At 61.2% G+C, this 19,799-nt stretch carries 17 protein-coding genes; 14 read left to right on the top strand and 3 right to left on the bottom strand.

What is annotated here, in order from left to right; all coding sequences use genetic code 11:
• Positions 1 to 4: 4 nt before the first annotated feature.
• Positions 5 to 2,215 (top strand): 3-hydroxyacyl-CoA dehydrogenase NAD-binding domain-containing protein, encoded by a 2,211-nt coding sequence (locus GDN47_RS15615; RefSeq protein WP_152093727.1) that lies wholly within the window; start codon positions 5 to 7, stop codon positions 2,213 to 2,215.
• A 107-nt stretch (positions 2,216 to 2,322) separates the two neighbouring features.
• Here the strand turns inward: GDN47_RS15615 and GDN47_RS15610 are convergent, their stop codons facing one another.
• The gene (locus GDN47_RS15610; protein ID WP_152093726.1) at positions 2,323 to 3,534 is read right to left on the bottom strand and encodes an MFS transporter; all 1,212 of its coding nucleotides are present in this window, start codon (positions 3,532 to 3,534) and stop codon (positions 2,323 to 2,325) included.
• A gap of 138 nt (positions 3,535 to 3,672) precedes the next feature.
• On the opposite strand from GDN47_RS15610, the gene GDN47_RS15605 reads away from it, so the two are divergent.
• The 5 genes from GDN47_RS15605 to galE all read left to right on the top strand — a co-directional run bounded on the left by GDN47_RS15605 (position 3,673) and on the right by galE (position 7,694).
• The gene (locus GDN47_RS15605; RefSeq protein WP_152093725.1) at positions 3,673 to 4,239 is read left to right on the top strand and encodes a TetR/AcrR family transcriptional regulator; all 567 of its coding nucleotides are present in this window, start codon (positions 3,673 to 3,675) and stop codon (positions 4,237 to 4,239) included.
• On the top strand, positions 4,223 to 4,459 hold the full coding sequence (locus GDN47_RS15600; RefSeq protein ID WP_152093724.1) for a hypothetical protein: 237 nt from the start codon (positions 4,223 to 4,225) through the stop codon (positions 4,457 to 4,459). The genes GDN47_RS15605 and GDN47_RS15600 overlap by 17 nt, the downstream gene beginning before the upstream one ends.
• A gap of 30 nt (positions 4,460 to 4,489) precedes the next feature.
• Positions 4,490 to 4,915 (top strand): large conductance mechanosensitive channel protein MscL, encoded by a 426-nt coding sequence (gene mscL, locus GDN47_RS15595; RefSeq protein WP_069611273.1) that lies wholly within the window; start codon positions 4,490 to 4,492, stop codon positions 4,913 to 4,915.
• 144 nt (positions 4,916 to 5,059) lie between these two features.
• Positions 5,060 to 6,226, top strand: coding sequence for a pyridoxal phosphate-dependent aminotransferase (locus tag GDN47_RS15590; RefSeq protein ID WP_152093723.1), 1,167 nt, complete (start codon positions 5,060 to 5,062; stop codon positions 6,224 to 6,226).
• A 430-nt stretch (positions 6,227 to 6,656) separates the two neighbouring features.
• Complete coding sequence (galE, locus tag GDN47_RS15585; RefSeq protein ID WP_152093722.1) at positions 6,657 to 7,694, top strand: UDP-glucose 4-epimerase GalE; 1,038 nt, start codon at positions 6,657 to 6,659, stop codon at positions 7,692 to 7,694.
• Positions 7,695 to 7,706: 12 nt separating this feature from the next.
• On the opposite strand, the gene GDN47_RS15580 is transcribed toward galE, so the two are convergent.
• Entirely contained in the window at positions 7,707 to 8,633 is a 927-nt protein-coding gene (locus tag GDN47_RS15580) for a LysR family transcriptional regulator (RefSeq protein ID WP_152093721.1), read from the bottom strand.
• Between the two features lie 172 nt (positions 8,634 to 8,805).
• Here GDN47_RS15580 and GDN47_RS15575 point away from each other — a divergent pair, with 172 nt between their 5' ends.
• From GDN47_RS15575 to mmsB, 8 genes are all read left to right on the top strand, one after another.
• Positions 8,806 to 10,014, top strand: coding sequence for an ABC transporter substrate-binding protein (locus tag GDN47_RS15575; RefSeq protein ID WP_112724524.1), 1,209 nt, complete (start codon positions 8,806 to 8,808; stop codon positions 10,012 to 10,014).
• A 15-nt stretch (positions 10,015 to 10,029) separates the two neighbouring features.
• The gene (locus GDN47_RS15570) at positions 10,030 to 10,812 is read left to right on the top strand and encodes an ABC transporter ATP-binding protein (RefSeq protein ID WP_152093720.1); all 783 of its coding nucleotides are present in this window, start codon (positions 10,030 to 10,032) and stop codon (positions 10,810 to 10,812) included.
• Between the two features lie 2 nt (positions 10,813 to 10,814).
• A complete protein-coding gene (locus GDN47_RS15565) occupies positions 10,815 to 11,516 on the top strand; it encodes an ABC transporter ATP-binding protein (RefSeq protein ID WP_152093719.1) in 702 nt (233 codons plus the stop codon).
• A gap of 2 nt (positions 11,517 to 11,518) precedes the next feature.
• Positions 11,519 to 12,406, top strand: coding sequence for a branched-chain amino acid ABC transporter permease (locus tag GDN47_RS15560; protein WP_113332057.1), 888 nt, complete (start codon positions 11,519 to 11,521; stop codon positions 12,404 to 12,406).
• Between the two features lies 1 nt (position 12,407).
• The gene (locus GDN47_RS15555) at positions 12,408 to 13,391 is read left to right on the top strand and encodes a branched-chain amino acid ABC transporter permease (RefSeq protein ID WP_113332058.1); all 984 of its coding nucleotides are present in this window, start codon (positions 12,408 to 12,410) and stop codon (positions 13,389 to 13,391) included.
• Positions 13,392 to 13,779: 388 nt separating this feature from the next.
• Entirely contained in the window at positions 13,780 to 15,375 is a 1,596-nt protein-coding gene (locus GDN47_RS15550) for a GMC family oxidoreductase (RefSeq protein WP_145633361.1), read from the top strand.
• A gap of 38 nt (positions 15,376 to 15,413) precedes the next feature.
• Positions 15,414 to 16,472, top strand: a complete 1,059-nt coding sequence (locus GDN47_RS15545; protein ID WP_145633357.1) for an enoyl-CoA hydratase/isomerase family protein — start codon at positions 15,414 to 15,416, stop codon at positions 16,470 to 16,472.
• 22 nt (positions 16,473 to 16,494) lie between these two features.
• Positions 16,495 to 17,376: a 3-hydroxyisobutyrate dehydrogenase gene (gene mmsB / locus GDN47_RS15540; RefSeq protein ID WP_145633354.1), complete on the top strand. Its 882-nt coding sequence runs from the start codon at positions 16,495 to 16,497 to the stop codon at positions 17,374 to 17,376.
• Between the two features lie 292 nt (positions 17,377 to 17,668).
• Here mmsB and GDN47_RS15535 read toward each other — a convergent pair whose 3' ends face one another.
• Entirely contained in the window at positions 17,669 to 19,738 is a 2,070-nt protein-coding gene (locus GDN47_RS15535) for an ATP-dependent helicase (protein WP_152093718.1), read from the bottom strand.
• Positions 19,739 to 19,799 lie beyond the last annotated feature (61 nt).

Here is a 19,799-nt window from a genome sequence, read left to right as displayed (position 1 = left end):
ACCAATGGCTTACACGAATTTCACCGTCGAAACCGACGCAGACGGCATCGCCCTCGTTACGTGGGACATGCCCGACAAGTCCATGAACGTCTTCACCGCCGAGATCCTGGAAGAGCTGAACGCTATCATCGATGCCACGGTTGCCGATGCGGCCGTCAAGGGCGTGGTCTTCACCTCTGGCAAGTCCTCCTTCTCCGGCGGCGCCGATCTCTCGATGATCAAGTCGATGTTTTCCTTCTATCAGGAGGAAAAGGCGAAGGATCCGGCCGCTGCCACGCAGAAGCTCTTCGATCTGGTGGGACGCATGACGGGCCTGTTCCGCAAGCTCGAAACCTGCGGCAAGCCCTGGGTTTCGGCCATCAACGGCACCTGCATGGGTGGCGCTTTCGAGCTGTCGCTCGCCTGCCACGGCCGCGTCGCGTCCAGTGCCAAGAGCGTCAAGATCGCGCTGCCCGAAGTCAAGGTCGGCATCTTCCCCGGCGCCGGCGGCACGCAGCGCGTCTCGCGCCTGACGGATGCACAATCCGCCCTGCAGATGATGACGACGGGCCAGTCGCTGACGGCAGCACGCGCCAAAGCGATGAACCTGGTGCATCAGGTGGTCGAGCCGGATCAGCTTATCCCGGCAGCCAAGCAGATGATCAAGGATGGCCTGAAGCCGGTAGCTCCCTGGGACGAAAAGGGCTTCAAGGCACCAGGCGGCGGCATCTGGACGCCGGCCGCAGCTCAGCTTTGGCCGGCAGCCCCGGCCATCCTGCGCCGTGAGACATCGGGCAATTATCCGGCAGCGCTCGCCATCCTCAAATGCGTCTATGAAGGCCTGCAGGTTCCCTTCGATACCGGCCTGAAGATCGAGCAGCGCTATTTCACGCATGTGCTGCAGACCACCGAAGCCTATTCGATGATCCGCTCGCTGTTCATCTCCATGCAGGAACTCGGCAAGGGTGCCCGACGCCCGGCCGGCCAGCCGAAGACGGAGCTGAAGAAGGTCGGCGTCGTCGGCGCCGGCTTCATGGGCGCGTCCATCGCCTATGTCACCGCAGCAGCCGGCATCCCGGTCACGCTTATCGACCGCGATATCGAAGCCGCAACCAAGGGCAAGAGCGTCGGCGAGGGGCTGGTCAAGGATTCGATCGGTAAGGGAAGGCTGACGCAGGACGAAGGCGCTGCTCTGCTCTCCCGCATCACGCCGTCGGCGGATTATGCCGATCTGAAGGATGCCGATCTCGTCATCGAAGCCGTGTTCGAGGATCGCGACGTCAAGAAGGCCGTTATCGAGGCCGTCGAAGCCGTGCTGCCCGCGGGCGCCGTCTTCGCCTCCAATACCTCGACGCTGCCGATCACGGGCCTTGCGAAGAATTCCAAGCGGCCGGCCGATTTCATCGGCGTCCACTTCTTCTCGCCGGTCGAGAAGATGATGCTGACTGAAGTCATCCTCGGGAAGGAAACCGGCGACCATGCGCTGGCGGTTGCGCTCGACTATGTCGCCGCCATCAAGAAGACGCCGATCGTCGTCAATGATACCCGTGGCTTCTTCGTCAATCGCTGCGTCTTCCGCTATATCCACGAAGCCTATGACATGCTGATCGAGGGCGTGCCCGCGGCTATGATCGAAAACGCCGCCAAGATGGCCGGCATGCCGGTCGGGCCTCTGGCGCTGAACGACGAAGTCGCCATCGATCTGTCCTACAAGATCCTGAAGGCGACGGTTGCCGATCTCGGCGAGAAAGCCGTCGACCCGCGTCATATGCAGCTGATCAGCGGTCTCGTCGAAGGCGAGGGTCGTTTAGGACGGAAGAACTCCAAAGGCTTCTACGATTACCCGCCGAAGCCGGCGAAGAAGTCGCTCTGGCCAGGCCTCAAGGATCTCTATCCGCAGAAGAAGGCCGATGAGATCGATGTCAACGTGCTAAAGCAACGCTTCCTCGTCACGATCGCGCTGGAAGCTGCCCGCACCATCGAAGAAGGCATAGTCACCGATCCGCGCGAAGCCGATGTCGGCTCCATCCTCGGCTTCGGCTTCGCTCCCTATACCGGCGGTGCGCTGTCCTACATCGATGGCATGGGTGTGAAGGCTTTCGTGGAGCTCTGCGAAAAGCTGGCGGCCCCCTACGGCCCGCATTTCCAGCCCACAGCGCTTCTGAAGGATATGGCCGCAAAGGGCGAGACCTTCTACGGCCGCTTCGATCCCTATGGCGCCAAGAAGGCGGCCTGAACCGGAGAGCTATTGCTCGCGACAAATCATGGGCCGCCCCTGTCAGGAGCGGCCCTTTTTTGTTGATTGGTTCAGCCTAGATCAATGGCGAATACGTAAGATTTTGCTTACGCGTTGCTCAATGGCTTCTCTTGCCCCGCCCTCAGCGCAACGACGCCCCAGCCGATGAGTAGAAGGATCGCCGCCGCATAGATATCGGCAGCCTCGGCAAAGCCGAGCGCTTTCGACAGGAAGCCGGCGAGGATGGCAGGGACGCTGAAGGCGAGGTAGCTCTGGATGTAGAAGGCGGAGAGCAGCCCGGCGCGTTCGTCGGGCTTTGCCAGTGGCATGATGCTTCTGACCGTGCCGAGGAAAACCGCCCCGAAGCCCGAGCCGGCAATCACAGTTCCCAGGGCGAGGATCGACACTTCAGCTGCATGCATGCCGGCGATGATGGTCAGTATGCCGAGGCACATGGTTGGTATGCCGAACTTCATGATCGCGGCGGTGGATCGCTTACGCAACAGGAACACCGCGGCCGCACCGCTGATCGTCAATGCCCCGACTACAGAACCGCCGACCAGCGGCGCCGTGCTGCCGGTCGTGGCGCTGACCAGCGAGGGCACCAGCGACAGATAGAAGCCGGCGAGCGCCCAGACGGCGATATTGATCGGCGTCAGCGCTAGCAGCGTCCGCCGCGCCTGCTGGGGAACGGCGACTTCCGGCTTCAGCGATGCGAGCACGCCGGTCCTTCGGCTCGTAGTCTCCGGCATCAGCCATAGCAGCGCGGCTTGCAGCGCCAGCAGGGCAAGCGTGACGATATAGACGAGCACGGTCGGGGCCGGCGCGAACTGGATCAGCAGGCTCGTACCGATCGCGCCGATCGCCATGCCCACAAGCGGGGCAAGGCTGTTGGTGATCGATCCTCTGATCGGATCGAGATCGACAAGCGCGGCACCGACGGAACTGACGGCAGTGCCCGTCGCGAAGCCCTGCACGATGCGGGCGGCAATCAGCCAATCCGAACCCCTGGCCATTAAAAACAATACTATCGCCACCATATTGAGGAGGATCGAAGCAAAGATCACAGGCCGACGGCCGAGATGGTCGGAGATCGAGCCGACGATGAGGAGCGCGGCGAGAAGGGAGAAGGCATAGACGGCGAAGATCACCGTAAGCAGCACCGGCGAAAAGGCAAAGGCCTGCTGATAAAGGCGATAGAGAGGCGTCGGTACGGACGAGGCAGCCAAAAACAGCGCGCTGGTTGCGGCATAATAGAAAGGCGCCAGGCGTCTGGCTGGTGAAATCGGAGCGCTGCCGGTGGAATCGAGTTCGGTCATCGACTATATCCTACCTAAAGCTAAAAGATTGCGTTAGACGCATATAGGGCGCCTGATGTATAAAAACAAATAATTTGCGTTAGTGAATGTCCACGGATCATTCACGATCCGCAAAACGGGAAAAATTGGCAAGGGCTTATGGGCTACAGAGAAAATCCCCGCCCCGGCGGGCGCAGCGCCAGAGTGCAAGCGGCCGTGCATCAATCCGTCCGCGACATGCTGGCGACGATGGATCGCGCCAATGTGACGATCCCGCTGATCGCGCAGCGCGCCAATGTCACGCCGTCGACGATCTATCGCCGCTGGGGCGACCTTCAAAAGCTTCTGGCGGATGTTGCCGCCTCACGCCTGCAGCCTGAAGGCGAGCCCGCTAGGATTGGCAGCGCCCGGGAGGACCTGGAGGCCTGGGTCGAGCAATATGCCGATGAAATGGCCTCGGGAGTCGGACGGCAACTGCTGCGCGATGTTCTCGCGGTACCCGATAGCGCAAATGCGGAAAAATGCTGCACCTATACACGCTGCCAACTAAGCGTATTTATTGCGCGGGCGGAGGCGGCTGGCGAGCCCTTTCCGACTTTGGTGGAGCTGATGGATCACGTCATCTCGCCGATCATCTATCGCATTCTCTTCGACCAGGCGCCCGCTCCTGACTACGTTCGCAAGCTCGTCGCGAAGGTGATGCGGGAGAGTGCAGTCAGCGCTTGAAGCGCGGCTGACTATGCCGAACGACTCACCCGAGATCCCTGATGTACATTCTGGGACCTCGGCTTGGTTGCTCGCAACTGACGAACAAGCTGCCGAATATATGCACCCTAAAGTTGCCAATGCGGCGAAATTATCATGGGATATTCATGCCTGGACAAGGCTCCTGGTCAATTTGCTGTTGAAAAATAAGGAAAAAGATGGTGCTAATTATCATCAGTGAATTCAACGGCAACGCGAAGGGGACTGCTCAATGCTAAATGAATTCAAGGCATTTATCGCCCGCGGCAATGTCATGGATCTCGCAGTCGGCGTGATCATCGGCGGCGCTTTCGGCGGCATCGTGAAATCGCTGGTTGACGATATCATCATGCCGATCGTCGGCGCGATTTTCGGCGGCTTCGATTTTTCGAACTATTTCATCGGCCTTTCTTCGGCGGTCAACGCGCCGACGCTGGCAGCCGCCCGTGCCCAGGGGGCGGTCTTCGCTTACGGCAACTTCATCACCGTCCTCATTAACTTCCTCATCCTCGCCTGGATCATCTTCCTGATGGTCAAGGGCGTGAATACGCTACGTGCCCAGCTCGAGCGCAAGGAAGAGAAGGTTGCCGAGGCAGCTCCGCCGCCGGCCGACGTTCAGTTGCTCACCGAAATCCGCGATCTTCTCGCCAAACGGTGATAGGTCCAATTCAACTTCTTTCGAAGCCCCCGTCCAGGCGAGGACCGGGGCTTTATTCATCACCAAAATCGATCGGTCACTAAGGCAAAGTCATGGGATTTGTCCGCCGCTCTGCTTTATGAAGGCAGAAACCGGAGACTTTGCATGTCGATACTAGATAGCCTCAGCCCACGCGCGCTCGCAGCACCCGAAAGCGGGATCGTGGAAGTTGTCAACTATGCCCGCGGCCGTGAGGGCCTGCTGCCACTCTGGGTCGGTGAGGGCGATCTGCCGACGCCGGATTTCATCAACCGCGCCGCCATGGCCTCGCTCAACGCCGGCGAAACCTTTTACACCTGGCAGCGCGGTATTCCCGAGCTGCGTCAGGCGCTCGCCGATTATTATGGCCGGCATTTCGGCACCTCGCTGCCGATGGAGAATTTCTATGTCGTCGGCTCCGGCATGCAGGCGATCCAGCTGTCCGTGCAGGCGATCACCGCTCCCGGCGACGAGATGGTCTATCTGTCGCCCGCCTGGCCGAACATTGCTGCGGCGCTCGAGATCGCAGGCGCCCGTTCCGTCGCCGTACCCTTACAGTTTGAGCACGGCAAATGGTCGCTCGATCTCAACCGGCTGGAAGGGGCGATTACGCCGAAGACCAAGGGCCTCTTCATCAATACCCCATCCAACCCCACAGGCTGGACGGCGACCCATCAGGATCTTCGCGATATCCTCGCCCTGGCGCGCAAGCATGATCTCTGGATCATGGCCGATGAAATCTATGCGCTCTATTACTATGCCGGCGGACGCGCGCCGAGCTTCCTGGATGTCAAGGAAGCCGACGACAAGATCCTCTTCGTCAATTCCTTCTCGAAGAACTGGTCAATGACCGGCTGGCGTGTCGGCTGGATCGTCGCACCGGCCGAGCTCGGGCAGGTGATCGAAAACCTCGTGCAATATTCGACCTCGGGCGTCGCGCAGTTCATGCAGAGAGGCGCGGTTGCAGCGCTGAACGAGGGCGATGATTTCGTTCGCTCCAATATCGAAAAGGCCACTCGCTCGCGCGAGATCCTCTGCGACGCGCTGATCGCCACCAATCGCGTGCAGACGCTGAAGCCGGATGGCGCGCTCTATTCCTTCCTCAGGATCGACGGCGTCACCGACAGCCGCAAGGCCGCCATTGACATCGTCGATAAGACCGGCGTCGGCCTAGCACCCGGAACGGCCTTCGGTTTGGGCGGAGAGCTGTTCATGCGCGCCTGCTTCCTGCGCGATCCGGTGCAGGTGGCGGATGCCGCGGAAAGGTTGAGCCAGTATATTTTGAGTTTGTGAGGGCTTCGCTTCGACCGGCTCCACGATCGAAAGGCATCCTCTCGCTTGCCTCACCTTTGATACCCCCCTCTGTCGCTATCGCGACATCTCCCCCACAAGGGTGGAGATCGTTGGGAGTTTGCAGCCGCCCTTAACAATACAATCCGCTTCACTCTCTGCGGATACGAAGTTGGTTTAAGGTAGGTTGGTGCTACAGGTTACCAATCTCCCCCCTTGTGGGGGAGATGTCACGAAGTGACAGAGGGGGGTGAATACTCTCCAAGTCCACAAAAATTGCCGTCGCACACCCAATCCATAAAATCCAATCAAACTGCGAAAGCCCCCTCTAACCATTCCCGCAATCTTTCCCGCCCCACCTCCGGCTTTTAATCAATTTCGCAGGGGAAGCGGCCTCATATATCGCCGATAAGACTTGGCGGGGACGCGAAGAATGACTGTCTTGGTGACGGGCGGAGCCGGCTATATCGGCAGCCACATGGTCTGGAGATTGCTTGACGCAGGCGAGGACGTTGTTGTTCTCGATTGCCTTTCCACGGGCTTTCGCTGGGCAGTGCCCCCCGCGGCCCGCTTCTATCTCGGCGATGTCGCTGACGAGGCGCTGCTCAAAACGATTTTCGCCGAGAACGATATAGAAGCCATCATCCATTTCGCTGGCTCTGCCGTCGTGCCGATGTCGATCGAGGACCCTCTTGCCTATTACGAAAACAACACCGGCAAGACCCGCGCCCTGATGAGCGCCGCCGTCAGGGCCGGCATCCGCTATTTCGTCTTTTCGTCCACCGCTGCCGTCTATGGTCAGCAGCCCGCGGATCGACCGGTTAGCGAAGATGTGCCGTTGCGGCCTGAATCCCCCTATGGTCAATCCAAGCTCATGTCCGAGCTGATGCTGCGCGATGCCGCCGCGGCCTATGATTTCCGCTATGTGGCGCTGCGTTATTTCAATGTCGCCGGCGCGGATCCCGAAGGGCGGGCAGGTCAGTCGACCGACGGCGCCACCCACCTCATCAAGGTCGCCTGCGAAGCGGCCCTCGGCCGCCGCCGTCAAGTGGATATCTATGGCACGGATTACGCGACACATGACGGCACCGGCGTGCGCGACTACATCCACGTGAGCGATCTTGTTGAGGCGCATCTCGTGGCCTTGCGCCATCTGCGCGATGGCGGCCGCTCGCTGGTTGCCAATTGTGGCTATGGCCACGGTTACTCCGTGCTTGACGTGCTCAACATGGTCATGCGCATCCATGGCCGTTCCTTCCGCATCCATATCGCTCCGCGCCGGGCCGGCGATATGGCGAGCATTGTCGCGGACGCGACGCTTGCTCGTCGCGAACTGGGCTGGGTTCCAAAACACGACAGCTTGGAAACGATCGTGCGTTCGTCGCTGGATTGGGAGCTTCGCCTCGTCGAGCGGGCGAGCTTCGATGCTGCCGGGCTCGGCAAGATCTATGCTGCCCCGAGCACGCTATAGCCTGAAGCGATCTCAGTTCTCGGTTTTTCTCCAGGGACCCAGAAAGGCTGAAGCATTCTTGCGCACGGCTTCCGCCAGGAAGTCAATGACGGTGCGCACGCGTGGCGATTGGCGCAGATCGCGGTGGCAGGTGATCCAGTAGTGGCGCCTGAGATCCACCTCATGTGGTAGCACGACCTGCAGATCCGGATGTTTGCCGGCGATGAAGAACGGCAGTACGCACAGCCCCTGGCCATTCTTCGTCGCCGTCAACTGCGCAAAGATGCTCGAGCTCTGGAATTGCGGCCTGATGCGCGGATGGACGTCATCGAGATAGTCCAGGCCCGGCGCAAAGATCATATCCTCGATATAGCCGATGAAGGTGAAGTCAGGCAGATCGTCGCGGCTTTCGATCGGCGGATGGCGGGCAAGGTAATCGCGCGATCCGTAGACCTGCAGATGATAGTCTGTCAGTTTTTCGGTGAAGTAGGGTCCCGCCTTTGGCGGGTCGAGCACCACGACGATGTCGGCTTCCTTGCGCGAGAGCGACATGATCTGCTGGATGGTGATTAGCTCCAGCGAAATGTTCGGATGTTTCGCAGTGAATTCCGGCAGAACGCCGGTGAAGAAGAAATTGGAAAATCCCTCCGGCGCACTGATGCGCACCACGCCGCCTTGGGCTGCCGATCCCGTCGAAAGGTCGGTCCGCAGACGCTCGGTTTCCTGCTCCATTCTTTCGGCCGTGTCGACGAAGCGCTGCCCCATTCCGGTCAGCATGTAGCCGCGCGGATTGCGCTCGAAGAGCTTGACCTTCAAGGCGAATTCCAGCCGGTCGATACGGCGCGAGACCGTGGCATGGCTGGTACGCAGCTGTCGCGCCGCAGTCGAAAGTTGCCCCGTTCGCGCAACGGCGAGGAAGAACTGCAGATCGTCCCAGGTAAAATGCGGCGTGCGCTTCATGCCTCCCCCTCTGTTCAAAAATGAACAGACCTTGTTTGGAATTAGTTGCAATCGCGACTTGCGTCAACGCGCGAATTCCGTGATCTTGCCTATCGGGAAAAGCCGTTTTGAGGAAAACGGCTGGCCAATTTTGAACAGATTCGTTTTTGCCAAATCTCTGGGAGGAGAGGATATGCGAAAGAGTCTTATTGCATCCCTTGCATTTCTGCTTGCAGCCGGCACCGCGGCCTTCGCCGCCGGCCCATCCGATGGTGTCGTCAAGATCGGCATTCTGAACGATCAGTCCGGAGTCTATGCGGATTTCGGCGGCAAGTCGTCGGTAGCGGCCGCCAAGATGGCCGCCGAGGATTTCGGCGGCAAGGTTCTAGGTGTGCCGATCGAGATCGTCGATGCCGACCACCAGAACAAGCCCGATATCGCCTCCAACATCGCCCGCCAATGGTACGACCAGGACAAGGTCGATGCCATCATGGAGCTGACGACCTCGTCGGTCGCGCTCGCCGTGCAGGCGGTCGCCAAGGAAAAGAAGAAGATCGATATCGTCACCGGCGCCGCGACCACCGATCTCACCGGCAAGCAATGCTCGCCCTATGGCTTCCACTGGGCCTATGACACGCATGCCCTGGCCGTCGGTACCGGCGGCGCGCTCGTCAAGCAGGGTGGCGACACATGGTTCTTCCTGACGGCGGACTATGCTTTCGGCTACTCGCTCGAGCAGCAGACCAGCGATTTCGTCAAGGCAAGCGGCGGTAAGGTGCTTGGCTCCGTCCGCCATCCGCTGTCGACCAATGATTTCTCGTCTTTCCTGCTGCAGGCACAGTCGTCTGGCGCCAAGGTCATCGGCCTTGCCAATGCCGGCCTCGACACCTCGAATGCCATCAAGCAGGCCTCGGAATTCGGCATCACCCAGGGCGGCCAGCATCTGGCGGCGCTGCTCTTCACGCTCGCTGAAGTCCACGGCCTCGGCCTGCAGGCGGCGCAAGGGCTGACGCTGACCGAAGGCTATTACTGGAACCTCGACGACAAGAGCCGCGAATTCGGCAAGCGCTTCTTTGCCCGCACCGGCAAGATGCCGAACATGATCCATGCCGGCACCTATTCCGCCGTGATGCAATATCTGAAGGCCGTGCAGAAGGCCGGCACGGATGACACCGAGGCCGTTGCCAAGCAGCTGCATGAGATGCCGGTTGATGATTTCTTCGGCCGCGGCGGTACGGTCGGCGCCAACGGCCGCATGATCCACGACATGTATCTGCTGCAGGTCAAGAAGCCCGAAGAGAGCAAGGAGCCGTGGGATTACTTCAACGTGCTGGCGACGATCCCGGGTAAGGAAGCCTATATCGATCCCGCCAAGAGCGGCTGCGACCTCGTCAAGCAATAGGGCTTGGAACAGCTCATGGCGATGTCCGCGACATATCCGCATGAAGAGCCCCGGGTGGTTTTGTCCGCCCGGGGACTGCGCCGCGATTTCGGCGGCTTTACCGCCGTCAAGAATGTTGATCTCGACGTACATCACGCCCAGGTCCACGCGCTGATCGGCCCGAACGGCGCTGGCAAGACGACGGTGTTCAACTTGCTCACCAAGTTCCTGCAGCCGACGCACGGCACGATCACGCTACTCGGCACCGATATCACCAAGACGAGGCCCGACAAGGTCGCGCGCATGGGTCTCGTGCGCTCCTTCCAGATTTCCGCCGTCTTCCCGCATCTGACGGTGCTGGACAATGTTCGTGTTGCCTTGCAGCGGCCGAACAATCTCGCCCACCAGTTCTGGCGGCCGCTATCCGCTCTCGATAGCCTCAATGCCCGCGCCGAACAGCTCATCGCCTCAGTGGGTCTCTCGAAGGAGCGTGATGCCGTAGCAGCCGATCTTTCCTATGGCCGCAAGCGCGTGCTGGAGATCGCGACGACGCTTGCGCTCGACCCGAAGGTGCTGCTGCTCGACGAGCCGATGGCCGGCATGGGGCTGGAGGACGTAAACACCGTTTCCGCCATCATCCGAGATGTGGCGCGCGACAGGGCTGTGCTCATGGTGGAGCACAATCTCTCGGTCGTTGCCGATATCTGCCATCATGTCACCGTGCTGCAGCGCGGCGAAATCCTGGCCCAGGGCGATTATGCGACGGTCAGCAAAGACCCGCGCGTCCGCGAAGCCTATATGGGCACGGAGGAGGCTTGACGATGGCGCCGCTTCTGGACGTTCAGGACCTCAATGCCTGGTATGGTGAAAGTCACATCCTGCATGGCGTCGACATGCGTGTGGGCGAGGGGGAAACCGTTACCATCCTCGGCCGCAACGGCGTCGGCAAGACGACGACATTGCGCACCATCGTCGGCATCGTCCGCGCCCGCAAGGGCAGGGTCACCTTTGCCGGCAAGGACATGATGCAGGTGCCGCTGCACAAGACGGCACATCAGGGTATCGGCTTCGTGCCGGAAGAGCGCGGCATATTTTCCACGCTCAGCGTCTATGAAAACCTGATGCTGCCGCCGGTCGTGGCGGCAGGCGGCATGACGCTCGACGAGATCTTCGAGCTATTTCCAAACCTGCATGAGCGGCGCAATAGTATCGGTACAAGGCTCTCCGGCGGCGAGCAGCAGATGCTCGCCATGGCCCGCATCCTGCGCACCGGCGTCCGTATGCTGCTGCTTGACGAACCGACCGAGGGCCTTGCCCCGGTCATCGTTCAGCGCATCGGCGAAGTCCTGCAGAAGCTGAAAGGCCGCGGCATGACCATATTGCTCGTCGAGCAGAATTTCCGCTTTGCCAGCCGCATCGCCGATCGCTTCTATGTGATGGATCACGGCCAGATGGTCTCGGAATTCCCGGTCGACGAACTCTCCGAGCGCATGGATATGCTGCACAAGGTTCTGGGGGTCTGAGCATGACGACGATATTCGGCATCCCCGCCCAGGCTCTTCTCGGTCAATTGCTGATCGGGCTGATCAACGGCTCCTTCTACGCCTTGCTGAGCCTTGGCCTCGCGATCATCTTCGGCATGCTCAGGGTCATCAATTTCGCCCATGGCGCGCTCTATATGCTCGGCGCCTTCACCGCCTATCTGCTGCTCGCCTATACAGGCATCGGCTATTGGCCGGCCCTCGTTTTGGCACCGCTGACTGTCGGCCTGTTTGGCGCGCTGGTCGAGCGGTTCTGCCTGCGTCGGCTCTACAGGGTCGACCCGCTCTATGGCTTGCTCTTCACCTTCGGCATGGCGCTGACCATCGAAGGGACCTTCCGCTATCTCTACGGCTCCTCCGGCCAGCCCTATGCCGTCCCGACGGAATTGGCGGGAGCAAAAAATATCGGCTTCATGTTCCTGCCCGTCTATCGCGGCTGGGTGGTTATTGCCTCGCTTGTCGTCTGCATCGGCACTTGGCTGCTGATCGAAAAGACCAAGCTTGGCGCTTATCTGCGCGCCGCGACCGAGAATTCCACGCTCGTCCAGGTTTTCGGCGTCAACGTGCCGGTGCTCCTGACGCTGACCTATGGTTTCGGCGTCGCGCTTGCCGCCTTCGCCGGGGTGCTCGCAGCACCGATCTATCAGGTTTCGCCGCTGATGGGGTCGAACATGATCATCATCGTCTTCGCCGTCGTGGTCGTCGGCGGCATGGGCTCGATCATGGGGGCGATCGTGACAGGCTATATGCTTGGGATTGCCGAGGGCCTGACCAAGGTCTTCTATCCGGAAGCTTCCAACATCGTCATCTTTGTCATCATGGCAATCGTGCTGCTTCTGAGGCCCGCGGGTCTCTTCGGTCGGGAGGCGTGATATGGCTGGATTGATCAGCTTGAGTTCCAAGGAGCGTCCGAAGCTTTCGGTGCGGAAGCTGTTGCTGATCCTCGGCCTCGTTGGCCTGATCTGGGCGCCGTTCTTCATCTACCCGATCTTCGTCATGAAGGTGCTCTGCTTCGCGCTGTTCGCTTGCGCCTTCAATCTGCTGCTCGGCTATGCCGGTCTGCTCTCCTTCGGCCATGCCACCTTCTTCGGCGGGGCCGCTTATTTCACCGCCCATGCGGTGAAGGAGTGGGGGCTTCCGCCCGAACTCGGCATCCTGATCGGCGTCGCCGGCGCGTCGCTGCTCGGCCTCGTCATGGGCTTCGTCGCCATCCGCAGGCAGGGCATCTATTTCGCCATGATCACGCTGGCGCTCTCCTACATGTTCTATTTCTTCTGCCTGCAGGCGGCATTTACCCATGGCGAGGATGGCATTCAGTCGGTGCCGCGCGGCTACCTCCTAGGCGTCCTCGATCTCAACAACTCCTTCAACATGTACTATTTCGTCCTCGCGATCTTCCTGATCGGCGTGCTGATCATCTGGCGTTTCATCAATTCGCCCTTCGGCATGATCCTGAAATCGATCCGCGAGAACGAGCAGCGGGCGATTTCGCTTGGCTATTCCGTCGCGCATTATAAGCTCGGCGCCTTCGTCATGTCGGCGGCACTTGCGGGGCTGGCCGGAGCGGTCAAGGCGCTGGTCTTCCAGTTCGCGACGCTGACGGACGTCGCCTGGCAGATGTCCGGCGAAGTCATTCTCATGACCTTGCTTGGCGGCATCGGCACGTTGATCGGCCCGATTTTTGGCGCGGGGTTCGTGGCGACGCTGGAAAACTATCTCGCCACCTCGGAATTCCCCGTCACCATCATCACCGGCATCGTCTTCATGGTCTGCGTCTTGCTCTTCCGCCGCGGGGTTATCGGCGAATTCTATGCCTCGCGGCTGGGACGGAAGCTGGGGTTTGAATATCGGCGGTAATGATCAAACCTATGCGTACTTGTTGTGCACCCCCTCACCCCAGCCCTCTCCCCGCTTGCGGCAGGGCTATCGCATATGGAGGCGGACGAGCACCATAAGCTTCTTCTCCCCTTGGGGAGAAGGTGGCCCGAAGGGTCGGACGAGGGGGTTATCGATTTGAATTCATGGATTTTGGTGGTCTTGGCAGGCACCCCCTCATCCGCCTGTCGGCACCTTCTCCCCGATGGGGAGAAGGGGGACGGCGGCGATCTCCGCTCATATGCGATACCCCTGCCCCGAGGGGAGAGGGGGAACTGTCTTTGACGATCATCGGATACGGGGCCGAGGCAAATGCCGAAATAGTCCCCTCTCCCCCTCGGGGAGAGGGTTAGGGTGAGGGGGCATGCCAATGGACCGCTTCGACTACATCATCATCGGTGCCGGCAGTGCCGGATGCGTGCTTGCCAATCGGCTTTCGGCCGATCACAACAACAGGGTGCTGCTGCTGGAAGCCGGCGGCAAAGATAATTACCACTGGATCCACATCCCGGTCGGCTATCTCTATTGCATCAACAATCCCCGCACCGACTGGTGTTTCACCACGTCCCCCGAAGCAGGTCTCAACGGTCGATCGCTGAACTATCCGCGTGGCAAGGTGCTCGGCGGCTGCTCCTCCATCAACGGCATGATCTACATGCGCGGCCAGTCGCGCGACTACGATCTCTGGCGCCAACTCGGCTGCGCCGGCTGGGGTTGGGACGACGTATTGCCCTATTTCATCAAGTCCGAGGATCATTATCGCGGCAAGGATGAGATGCATGGCGCCGGCGGCGAATGGCGGGTCGAGAAGGCCCGCGTGCGCTGGGCCGTGCTCGACGCTTTCCAGGCCGCGGCCAAGGAGGCCGGTATCCCCGAGACGGCGGATTTCAATCGCGGCAACAACGAAGGTTCCGGCTATTTCGACGTCAACCAGCGCGCCGGCATCCGCTGGAACACCACGAAAGCCTTCCTGCGTCCGGCGATGAAGCGCGGCAATCTCACCGTCTATACCAAGGCGCAGGTCCGTCGCCTGATCGTCGAGGACGATGCCGTGACCGGCGTCGAGTTCCAGCATGATGGCGTGGCAAAGCGCGCCTATGCGAACAAGGAGACGGTGCTATCGGCCGGTTCCATCGGATCGCCGCATATTCTGGAGCTGTCAGGCATCGGCAACGGCGAGGTGCTGAGCAAAGCCGGTATCGACGTCGTCCGCGAGGTCCGGTCCGTCGGCGAGAACCTGCAGGATCATCTGCAGCTGCGCCTTGCCTATAAGGTGACCGGCGTCCCTACGTTGAACGAGAAGGCGACCAAGCTGATCGGCAAGGCTGCGATCGGCCTCGAATATCTGGTTCGCCGTTCAGGCCCTATGGCAATGGCGCCAAGCCAGCTCGGTATCTTCACCCGCTCGGGGCCGGACAAGGAAACGCCGGATCTGCAATACCATGTGCAGCCGGTCTCGCTCGACAAGTTCGGCGATCCTGTCCACCCTTTTCCAGCCATCACCGCCAGCGTCTGCAATCTGCGACCCGAAAGCCGCGGCTCGGTGCATGTGCGCAGCCCCGATTTCGCCCTGCAGCCGGCCATCAGCCCGAATTATCTTTCTGCTGCGCGAGATCGGGAGATCGCCGTACGCTCCATTCGCCTGACGCGGCGGATTGTGGCGCAGCCTTCCTTTGCCCGGTTCAGACCGGAGGAGTTCAAGCCCGGGCCGACCTACGAGACGGACGCCGATCTGGAACGCGCCGCCGGCGATATCGGCACGACGATTTTCCATCCGGTCGGCACATGCCGCATGGGCGGTGACGCGCAAAGCGTCGTTGATCCGCGCCTGCGGCTCAGGGCATTGGCAAGGCTGCGCATCGCCGATGCGTCTGTCATGCCGTCGATCACGTCTGGTAACACCAATTCGCCAACCATCATGATCGCCGAAAAGGCAGCCGAAATGATCCTTGCCGACAATAGATGAATCCCTGAGGATCGGTGGCAGCAGGACAGGAGATTTGCATGGATAGCACGGACGAAGTCATCATCGAGCGGCGCGGGTCGGCCGGGATTATCAGGCTCAACCGGCCGAAGGCGTTGAATAGCTTGACATTGCCGATGGTGCGGGTCATCGCTCCGGCACTGGAGGATTTCGCCGCCGATCCGGCCATTGCGAGCGTCATCGTTTTGGGCGAGGGGGAGCGCGGCTTCTGCGCCGGCGGCGATATCCGCCTGCTGCATCAGAGCGGCAAGGACGGCTCCGATGAAGCGGAAACCTTCTGGCGCGAGGAATTCCTGCTCAACCACGCCATCTCGCGCTATCCCAAACCTTATGTGGTGCTGATGGATGGCATCACCATGGGCGGCGGCGTCGGACTTTCGGCGCATGGCAGCCATCGGGTCGTCACCGAGCGTACGCGCCTCGCCATGCCCGAAACCGGCATCGGCTATTTCCCGGATGTCGGCGCCACCTGGCTGCTGCCGCAGGCACCGGGGGAAGCCGGCACCTGGATGGGCCTAACAGGCCTGACCATCGGCGCCGCCGATGTCATCCATGCCGGCTTTGCCGATCACTGTGTGGTATCGTCGCAACTGCCGGCTCTGGTCGATGCGATTGCGGCATTGTCTACCTCGGCCACGGCACCAGACGTGCATGCGCTGATCCGGACGATGGCGGTAGACGCCGGCGAAAGCCGGCTTGCCGCAAATCGGGATGTGATCGACCGGGCGTTTTCGGCAAACACGGTGGAGGAGATTCTGAAGGCCTTGGCCGGTGAGCCCGGAGAGTTTGCCGCTGAAGCCGCAAGCGTGATTGCCAGCCGCTCGCCGACCAGCCTGAAGCTGACCTTGCGGCTTCTCAGGGCAGGGCGAAGGAGCGCCGATCTTGCCGAATGCCTCAATCGTGAACTCGGCGCCTGCAAGGGCATATTGTATAATCACGATTTCTACGAAGGCGTGCGTGCTGCCGTCATCGACAAGGACCGCAATCCGAAATGGTCGCCGGCGAGCCTTGCCGAAGTGACGGCGGCTGCCATCGACCGCTTCTTCATACCGGCGCAGCCACCGCTTTTCGCAAAATAACCGATCATGGGAGGAAAACATCATGACACGGATCGCCTTCATCGGCCTCGGCAATATGGGGGGCCCGATGGCCGCCAATCTCGTCAAGGCCAGCCACGCCGTCACAGGATTCGACCTTTCGCATGATGTGCTGAAGGCAGCCGAAGCATCGGGGGTAAAGCCTGCCAGCGTGCTCACCGAAGCCCTGGCGGATGCAGAGGTGGTCGTGACCATGCTGCCGAAGGGCCAGCATGTCCTCACCGTCTGGACCGACGTGCTGCGCTCCGTGCCCAAGGGGACCCTGTTGATCGACAGCTCCACCATCGATGTCGATAGCGCCCGCAAGGCGCATGCGATGGCCGGTGATGCTGGTTGCCTCTCGCTCGATGCGCCCGTTTCCGGCGGCACAGGCGGCGCCGCAGCGGGAACGCTGACTTTCATGGCGGGCGGCTCGACGGAGAGCTTTACTGCCGCCAAGCCGTTGCTCGAGGTGATGGGCAAGAAGATCGTCCATTGCGGCGATGCCGGCGCCGGCCAGGCGGCGAAGATCTGCAACAACATGATTCTCGGTATCTCGATGATCGGCGTCTGCGAGGCCTTCGTGCTTGGCGAAAAGCTCGGCCTCTCGCATCAGGCTCTCTTCGATGTCGCCTCGACTTCCTCCGGCCAATGCTGGTCGATCAATACTTATTGCCCGGTGCCCGGTCCCGTGCCGACATCTCCGGCCAACAATGATTACAAGCCCGGCTTTGCGGCGGCGTTGATGCTCAAGGATCTACGGCTATCTCAGGAAGCGGCACTCTCCAGCGGCGCGTCAACACCGCTGGGCGCAGAGGCGGCGCAGCTCTACGCGCTCTTCGAAAAGCTCGGCAATGGCGGCCGCGATTTTTCGGCAATCATCGAGATGTTTCGCGAGGCCAAGTGAGGATGGCTGGATAGTTAGCCGGGTGCAGGGCTGCCCCTCACCCGACCCTCCCCCCGCCCGCGGCAGGGGAATCGCATATGAAATGAGGTCGTTGCTACGCACCCCTTCTCCCCTCGGGGAGAAGGTGCCGACAGGCGGATGAGGGGGCCGCCAAGAGCACGAAAGCCCGCGTATTCAAATCCGTCACCCCCTCATCCGACCCTTCGGGCCACCTTCTCCCCGAGGGGAGAAGGAACTTGCGGAGGCGGCATCGAAGAACATGCCTGACCCGCCCGGCCTCAATAACCCCAATTCACCGCCACATGCCCCGCATCCGCGCGCCCACATCGACGCGTACCTCCCGCGCCCGGATCGCGGCGGCACTTTCAGGCCGTGCCTGCGGCCAGCCGCAAATCTCGAAGAACTGCAGCAAGGTCGCGGGAATGAAACGGGTGCGCGAGGCAAAGACATGTTTGTCGCCCTGCGCATGCTGGCCGTGCACGAAGAAGCGCTGCGGAATGACGAGGTCGAGATTGTCCTTCGCCCTGGTCATAGCGACGTAGAGCAGCCGCCGTTCCTCCTCGATCTCGGCCGATGATCCGACCGCGAGATCGGCGGGGATGCAGCCGTCGACGGCGTTGAGGATGAAGACCTTCGTCCATTCCTGGCCCTTGGCGGAATGGATAGTCGACAGGATCAGGTAGTCCTCGTCCAGCAGCGGCACGCCGGCCTGATCGCTGGTGGCGTCAGGCGGATCAAGCGTCAATTCCGTGAGGAAGCGCTCGCGCGAGCCGTAGCCCGCGGCGATCTGTTCGAGCTGGACGAGATCCGCCTGGCGGGTCGCGGCATCCTCATGCGCGCGTTCCAGATGTGGCTCGTACCATTGGCGAACGAGGCCGATTTCCGCCGGCCAGCCGGCCTTGCCGCTTTTGACCTTGCGCATCGTCTCGACGAAAGCGGCCCAGTCGTCTCCCGTGCGCGGCGGTGGCGGTAGTTCGGTGAGCGCGGTAATCGGGCTTGCCTCTTCGCCGATCTGGTCGAGCACGCGCTGCGCCGTGGAGGGACCGACGCCGGGCAAGAGCTGCATCAGGCGGAAGCCGGCGACGCGATCGCGCGGGTTCTGGGCGAAGCGAAGCGCCGCCAGCATGTCCTTGACATGAGCACTATCGAGGAACTTCAGCCCACCGAACTTGACGAAGGGAATGTTGCGCCGGGTGAGTTCCACTTCCAGCGGGCCGCTATGGCTGGAGGTGCGGAATAGCACTGCCTGTTGCTTCAGCCTTACGCCGCCCTCACGATTTTCCAGTATCTGATCGGCGATGTAGCGCGCCTGATCGGCCTCGTCGCGCACCGTCACCAGCCGCGGCCGTTCCGTGCTTTGCCGTTCGGTGCGCAGGTTCTTGGTGAAGCGCTCCGAGGCGAGATCGATTACAGCGTTGGCGGCAGCAAGGATCGGCTGCGTCGAGCGGTAATTGCGGTCGAGCGTGACGATATCGGCCGAGGGCGTGAAAGCCTTGGGGAAGTCTAGAATGTTGCGCACGGTCGCGGCGCGGAAGGAATAGATCGACTGCGCATCGTCACCGACGACGGTCAGTCCGCGGCCATCGGGCTTGAGAGCCAGCAGAATGGAGGACTGCAGCCGGTTGGTGTCCTGATATTCGTCGACAAGCACATGGTCGAAGCGGCTGCCGATATCCTCGGCGATCAGCGGCTCTTGCAGCATATGCGCCCAATAGAGCAGCAAGTCGTCGTAATCGAGCACGTTCTGCGCCTGTTTCGCCTCGACATAAGAGGCGAAGAGATCACGCAGCTGCTGCTCCCACATGGCGCACCACGGGAAGTAATCCCGCAGCACGCCGTCGAGCGGCGCTTCCGCATTGACGGAGCGCGAATAGATCGCAAGGCATGTCGCCTTGGTCGGGAAGCGGTTCTCCGTCTTCGAGAAGCCGAGATCATGGCGCGCAAGATTCATCAGGTCGGCGCTATCTTCCCGGTCGTGGATCGTGAAGGCCGCATCGATGCCGATCTGCTCGGCATAGTCCCTGAGCAGACGTGCGCCGATGCCGTGGAACGTGCCGCTCCATGCCAGCGCGTCGGCGTTAATGCCGGCATTCGCACCCAGCACCTCGCGGCAGATCCGCTCGACGCGACGGCCCATCTCGGCGGCAGCGCGGCGCGAAAAGGTCATCAGCAGGATGCGGCGCGGGTCCGCACCTCTAACGATTAGATGCGCGACGCGATGGGCAAGCGTATTCGTCTTGCCGGAGCCGGCCCCGGCGATGACGAGCAGCGGCCCGGCAATATGACCGTCGCCTGCCGTCGTGCCATGTTCCACCGCCAGCCGTTGCTCCGGGTTCAGCTTTTCCAGATAGGCGGCGGTCATCGACTCTCCTGAGTACCTCCGGCGGCAGGCGGAGCGCGGCATGCGGCGAATCGCAAGCGCG

The organism is Martinezella dioscoreae, assembly GCF_009176305.1.
Taxonomy (GTDB): Bacteria; Pseudomonadota; Alphaproteobacteria; order Rhizobiales; family Rhizobiaceae; genus Rhizobium; species Rhizobium dioscoreae.
The sequence above is the reverse complement of the archived record's forward strand: the minus strand, read 5'-3'. Positions and strand labels throughout refer to the sequence as shown.